This is a genomic window from Nostoc sp. FACHB-888, assembly GCF_014696655.1.
Taxonomy (GTDB): Bacteria; Cyanobacteriota; Cyanobacteriia; order Cyanobacteriales; family Nostocaceae; genus Nostoc.
Genome location: NZ_JACJQM010000265.1, coordinates 1 through 4,758 on the forward strand (window position 1 = coordinate 1; position 4,758 = coordinate 4,758).

At 38.7% G+C, this 4,758-nt stretch carries 4 protein-coding genes; 2 read left to right on the forward strand and 2 right to left on the reverse strand.

What is annotated here, in order from left to right:
• Positions 1-397: 397 nt before the first annotated feature.
• The gene (locus H6G26_RS38540) at positions 398-637 is read right to left on the reverse strand and encodes a hypothetical protein (protein ID WP_199327273.1); all 240 of its coding nucleotides are present in this window, start codon (positions 635-637) and stop codon (positions 398-400) included.
• A gap of 995 nt (positions 638-1,632) precedes the next feature.
• Here H6G26_RS38540 and H6G26_RS38545 point away from each other — a divergent pair.
• Both H6G26_RS38545 and H6G26_RS38550 read left to right on the forward strand, forming a co-directional pair.
• Positions 1,633-2,244 (forward strand): DNA cytosine methyltransferase, encoded by a 612-nt coding sequence (locus tag H6G26_RS38545; RefSeq protein WP_242054293.1) that lies wholly within the window; start codon positions 1,633-1,635, stop codon positions 2,242-2,244.
• Between the two features lie 180 nt (positions 2,245-2,424).
• On the forward strand, positions 2,425-3,534 hold the full coding sequence (locus H6G26_RS38550) for a S41 family peptidase (RefSeq protein WP_190737009.1): 1,110 nt from the start codon (positions 2,425-2,427) through the stop codon (positions 3,532-3,534).
• Between the two features lie 183 nt (positions 3,535-3,717).
• Here the strand turns inward: H6G26_RS38550 and H6G26_RS38555 are convergent, their stop codons facing one another.
• Positions 3,718-4,434: an SDR family oxidoreductase gene (locus tag H6G26_RS38555; protein ID WP_190737011.1), complete on the reverse strand. Its 717-nt coding sequence runs from the start codon at positions 4,432-4,434 to the stop codon at positions 3,718-3,720.
• Between the last annotated feature and the right edge of the window lie 324 nt (positions 4,435-4,758).

Genomic DNA, 4,758 nt, shown 5'->3' on the forward strand with positions numbered 1-4,758 from the left:
CGCTTCTCCAATGAGAAGTGGAATTAATGGAAACCCAAATATTTGAGCAGTTGTGAAAGTTTTAATGCGAGTCGCTTCTCCAATGAGAAGTGGAATTAATGGAAATGTTGCTCGATGAAGACAGAATCCAACATTTATTAGGTCGCTTCTCCAATGAGAAGTGGAATTAATGGAAACCCAAATATTTGAGCAGTTGTGAAAGTTTTAATGCGAGTCGCTTCTCCAATGAGAAGTGGAATTAATGAAAACGTCTCCACTAATAATGTGGATCAATACGGTTCCGTTAGGCATTTCTTTCTTCTCTCTGCGTCCTCTGTGCCTTGGCAGTTCATTAAAAATTAGCTTGGATAACAGAGTTTTAGCCTTAACTGAACCGTCTTATAATATGGATCGGAATTTACCGCTCCAATACTTCCAACTGATAAATTATTAAAGATGGATATTCTGTCATTAAGCGCCAGCAGCAGTGTTCTGGTGGTAAAGAAGGTCTGTCATTACAACGATATAAAAATACTGGCTCATCTCTCTGAAGTCCTGCCAGCGCCACTTGTTTCCAGTCCTGTTCGCCTAAATCCCAAATCAGATGCGACCTACGAAGGTATCCTGCATTCATTAGACTAGCAAACAGCCACTCCATAATCTGCTGAATTTGTTGCGTCTCAAGCCCACTCTCGCTTTGACCGTAGCATTCGATTTCAAGCTTATTAGATAGATTTTGGCTTTATCAGTTTTAGCAGTAAGGACGGGATTTTCAAAAGACTATTCATTATCCAGGCACACCCATTAAATATATTTATGGTGGGAGAAGGGTAATTTTAGTCTTCCCAATAATTGGTATGATTTATCAAATATCTATAAATATTTAATTAACTGTTTTAGTCTAAATATTTGAGGATTTAACAGTTAAAAATAATTAATTCTTTTCTAAATATTTATATATAAAATTTATGCCTGATTATTAAATTACAATTTAGCGCTATCTTATATAAATAATTAATTACACTTGCGGTTACAACTACCAATAACCAAGTTGTTGCTTGGAAGTTTATTGAAGCTGATTCATGTGGCTATTCTTCAACTGTATGGCGTTGCAACCGCGTAGTATTTAAACTTTTGCTACATCTGAGGATTGTCCAGCTAGGTTTAACGATCGCAGCTTTTTATCAATCCTATCTTTTTGAGTCTTCCACTTGAATTTTTGAGCCATTTATGTTTTTAGGGTGGTAAGTCCCATTTGGGTAGCATTTTTCGCTACTACTTACCTTGGTATAAACAAAGCCATCGGGTAATGCCAATTACAGTTTGGTCAAAATTGCGTATCTTATTTGAATTTAAGAGAAATGTACAGAAAAAAGGCATTATTTATCGTTTATATGAATGCTATACAGCTAGAAAGCTTATTTTGCAAGGGTTACAAGAAATAACTATAAAAAATTCCTGGAAGTAAGTTTCTAATGGGGTTATAACATTTCGCCCAACTTAATGAATAGTTATCAAAATTTCCCTGCAAAAAATAATTTAGCTTTTTTGTAACCACGGAAGTTTAATTACATTTACAATACTTGATTTAATTTCTTAAGAGAGGGAAGCAATAATTAAAAAAATATAAAATTGATTTGTTTAGAGCTTACATTGTGGAAGCTAAAAGGAAAAATCTTTGTAAGCTTGGGTTTTACGTTGTGGAATAAACATAAATTTCCCTGTAGCGGCACCAGTAACGCTGGAGATAAAAAAGGACTTAACGACCCCAGGTCTGGACTGTGGCGCGAAATGTTCCGCATCATCCACCAGTGTAGACCAGCAATCGCTCTCATCGAAAACCCAACAGGGCTACTCGCTAGAGGAATGGGAACAGTCCTCGAAGACCTTTCCCAAATCCGGTACGTATGTGAATGGGAAACTATACCCGCGTACTGCCTCGGCTTGCCACATGAAAGAGAAAGAGTCTTTATCATTGCCTACGCCGATGGCTTATTCCACCGTCAACAGCCAACCTCCTGGACAGACCAAATTAGAAATCAGATTACGCAAGTACGGTTCTCTCATGAAGACCGAAGCTTTGAACCCGGTATTCGTGAGGTGGCTTTTGGGGTTCCCGTTGGAGTAGCCAAGGGAATCAAGGGCAATTATGATGCCCGTCGTGCTTATGGTTTGAGTTGTTCTCCACGGCAAGCTGCGATCGCTTGGAAACGGATTGATTATTTGTGGAGTCTTCTGGCTCATAATGAGCATAAGCATGATTAACCTTGTCCACAACTTAGAATCGTTTAGGTATCTTTCGCTATGGAAGGCGGGTGTAGTTAGTGACAAGCTAAACTATGGCATTTTTAAGTATAATTGGCTGGTGATTGAAAGAAATTGTGTATGCGCTCAAGGTATACAAATATAATTAGTCTCCCCATATCCGCAGCAATATTATTCAATATGCTGGGTTGTACTGCAAATAAATCCGTACCATTGTCATTCATAGCGCTTTCATCTTCATCGCAAGTTTCAGCTTCTCACAAGGACAAGGAAGAGGTTTCATTAGATTGGTTCACTGACTCAAAATTAAAAAGTACAGATACTATTTCTTCTTCAGAGGGCAAATTATTTGTCAATAATGTTTTTCAAACCCTTGATAAAAATATTTTTAATCCCACCTTTAAAAAACAACTTCGAGAGCAGAATTTAAAGGCTCTAGTTACTATTGTCGATGCAAAACCAACTTGGTCAAGGTTAGAATTAACGCAACTCGTTAACAATCAACTCGAAAAGCTATCAATATCTCATGTGAGGGTTTTTGACCCTGTAGAGGGTGAACAATTGTTCCGTTTATTTAGCCAACCTTCTGTACCAACAGCCAAAAGCTCTCCTACAGTTTCAGCCCAAATCAGAGGTGATATCGGAATTCTTCGAGTCAAAAGCTTTGTTATTCCTCAAATTACTAAAGTGGCAGTTGAGCAAGCTTTGGCTCAACTTTCTCAAACTAAAGCTATCTTAGTCGATCTTCGCGAGAATGGCGGTGGTGTTCAGTCTAGCATTAGCTATGTTATTGAAAACATTATTGGCCCTGACAAAGTGATTTCAACAGAGAGAACTCGACATGGTGCTGCAATCAAACAGCCATATATCTTTCGTGGATACTTTGATGACTCTGGGAAAAATGTAGCTCTTGCAGAGATTAAGCTGTCACAGGAAAAGAAATATATCGAGTATCGAACACGGTTTGAAGCCAAAAAAGATCCTAGACCTCATTTTGTTTTAGTTGACCAGCTATGCGGCTCTGCTTGTGAAGTATTTGCTGCCGCGGCTCAAGAACATGCAGCCGCTAAAATATTAGGAGTTCGCACCAGTGGTTCAGTATTAGGGGGAGGAGTTTTTAAGTTGAGATGGCAAGGTTTTATTCTACTTGCCCCTATTTCTCAAACGTTTTCATTTAAAGGTAATACGATTGAGGGTAGGGGAGTTCAGCCAGATATACCAATTCCTGAATGTAAAAACAGTGGCAGTCAATGCCTTGAAAAAGCAATTAAGTTGATAAGTTCTGAATAAGTGTAGATACTTTGCAGCTTGCTACAGGCATCGCTTTGAGCCTCTTAAACTAAACCAAACGATAAATGCAATGCTAATTTTTTCATTGCCTCTTGGATTTGATTGTAATCAAGAATAATTTAGATGCGTTTGGCCTGCCGTCATATCGAGTTATATCGGGAAACTAAAAATTGTAAAAATAAATTAAACTAATGCATCTCCACCATCAATTAACAGAGTTATTCCTGTGATAAAACCGTTACCCATGAGAAATAAAACTGCATCGGCAATTTCTTCCGGTTTGCCAATTCGTTTTACAGGAAGTTTTTCAGCAATAGCTTTAACAACCTCTGCACGTTGCTCACCAAAAACTTTATCCAGCATCTCAGTATCAATTACACCAGCACAAACAGTATTAACTCTAACAGGCGCTAGCTCGACTGCCAAATTTCGGGCAACTGCCTCAATCCCTGCATTGGCGGCTCCAGCTAACGCGAATCCAGGATAACCACGACGACCAGCTAAACCTGAAATAAATGTGATTGAACCATCAGTACGTATTTGAGAGATACCGTGCTTCACCACATGAAAAGCTCCCCAAATTTTGCTGTCCAAAGTAGGGCGAAGTTTCTCTATTGTTGTTTCTGACAATGAAGCAGTAGAAGCGTCTTGAGCAGAAATAAATAAATGATCAAATGCACCAATTTTGGTAAATGCTTGAGTAACCGCTACTTCATCTATTACATCTGTAGCAATTGCTTTTACCCTGGCTCCAATTAAGCCCCTTGCTTGTTCGAGTTTGCTAGATGAACGTCCCAGAATAACAACGCTTGCACCTTCAGAATGAGCCAGTTTTGCAACAGCTAACCCAATTCCTGAACCGCCTCCAACTACAACTACTACTTTATTTAATAACTGCACTCACACCTCTGACAACTTAACATCGCTTAAACTAGTTAACAACTGGATTGTTTTGCTCTTACTATACTCTATCGACAAACTGACGAATGTATTCTGATGCCAAGCACACAGCGTCTCCGGCTCCTGTAAAACACCTGATTCAATTACTGGAAATGGTTGCAAACTCTCTTGAAGCCACCTGTACAATAGACTTGTTGGGAAATAACGCAAAAAATCGCTCAAATGTTTACCCCACCTAAGTTTCAAGTATTGTTAGCTAAAATTGCTCAAATGCTTACTGAATTTGGCTTTCGAGCATTTTCTAGCCTATTTCCCAACAACTCT

Excerpts from the sequence above, each read along its gene's own strand:
- H6G26_RS38540 (WP_199327273.1), bottom strand. The coding sequence starts at position 637 with ATGGAGTGGCTGTTTGCTAGTCTAATGAATGCAGGATACCTTCGTAGG.
- H6G26_RS38550 (WP_190737009.1), top strand. The coding sequence starts at position 2,425 with ATGCTGGGTTGTACTGCAAATAAATCCGTACCATTGTCATTCATAGCG.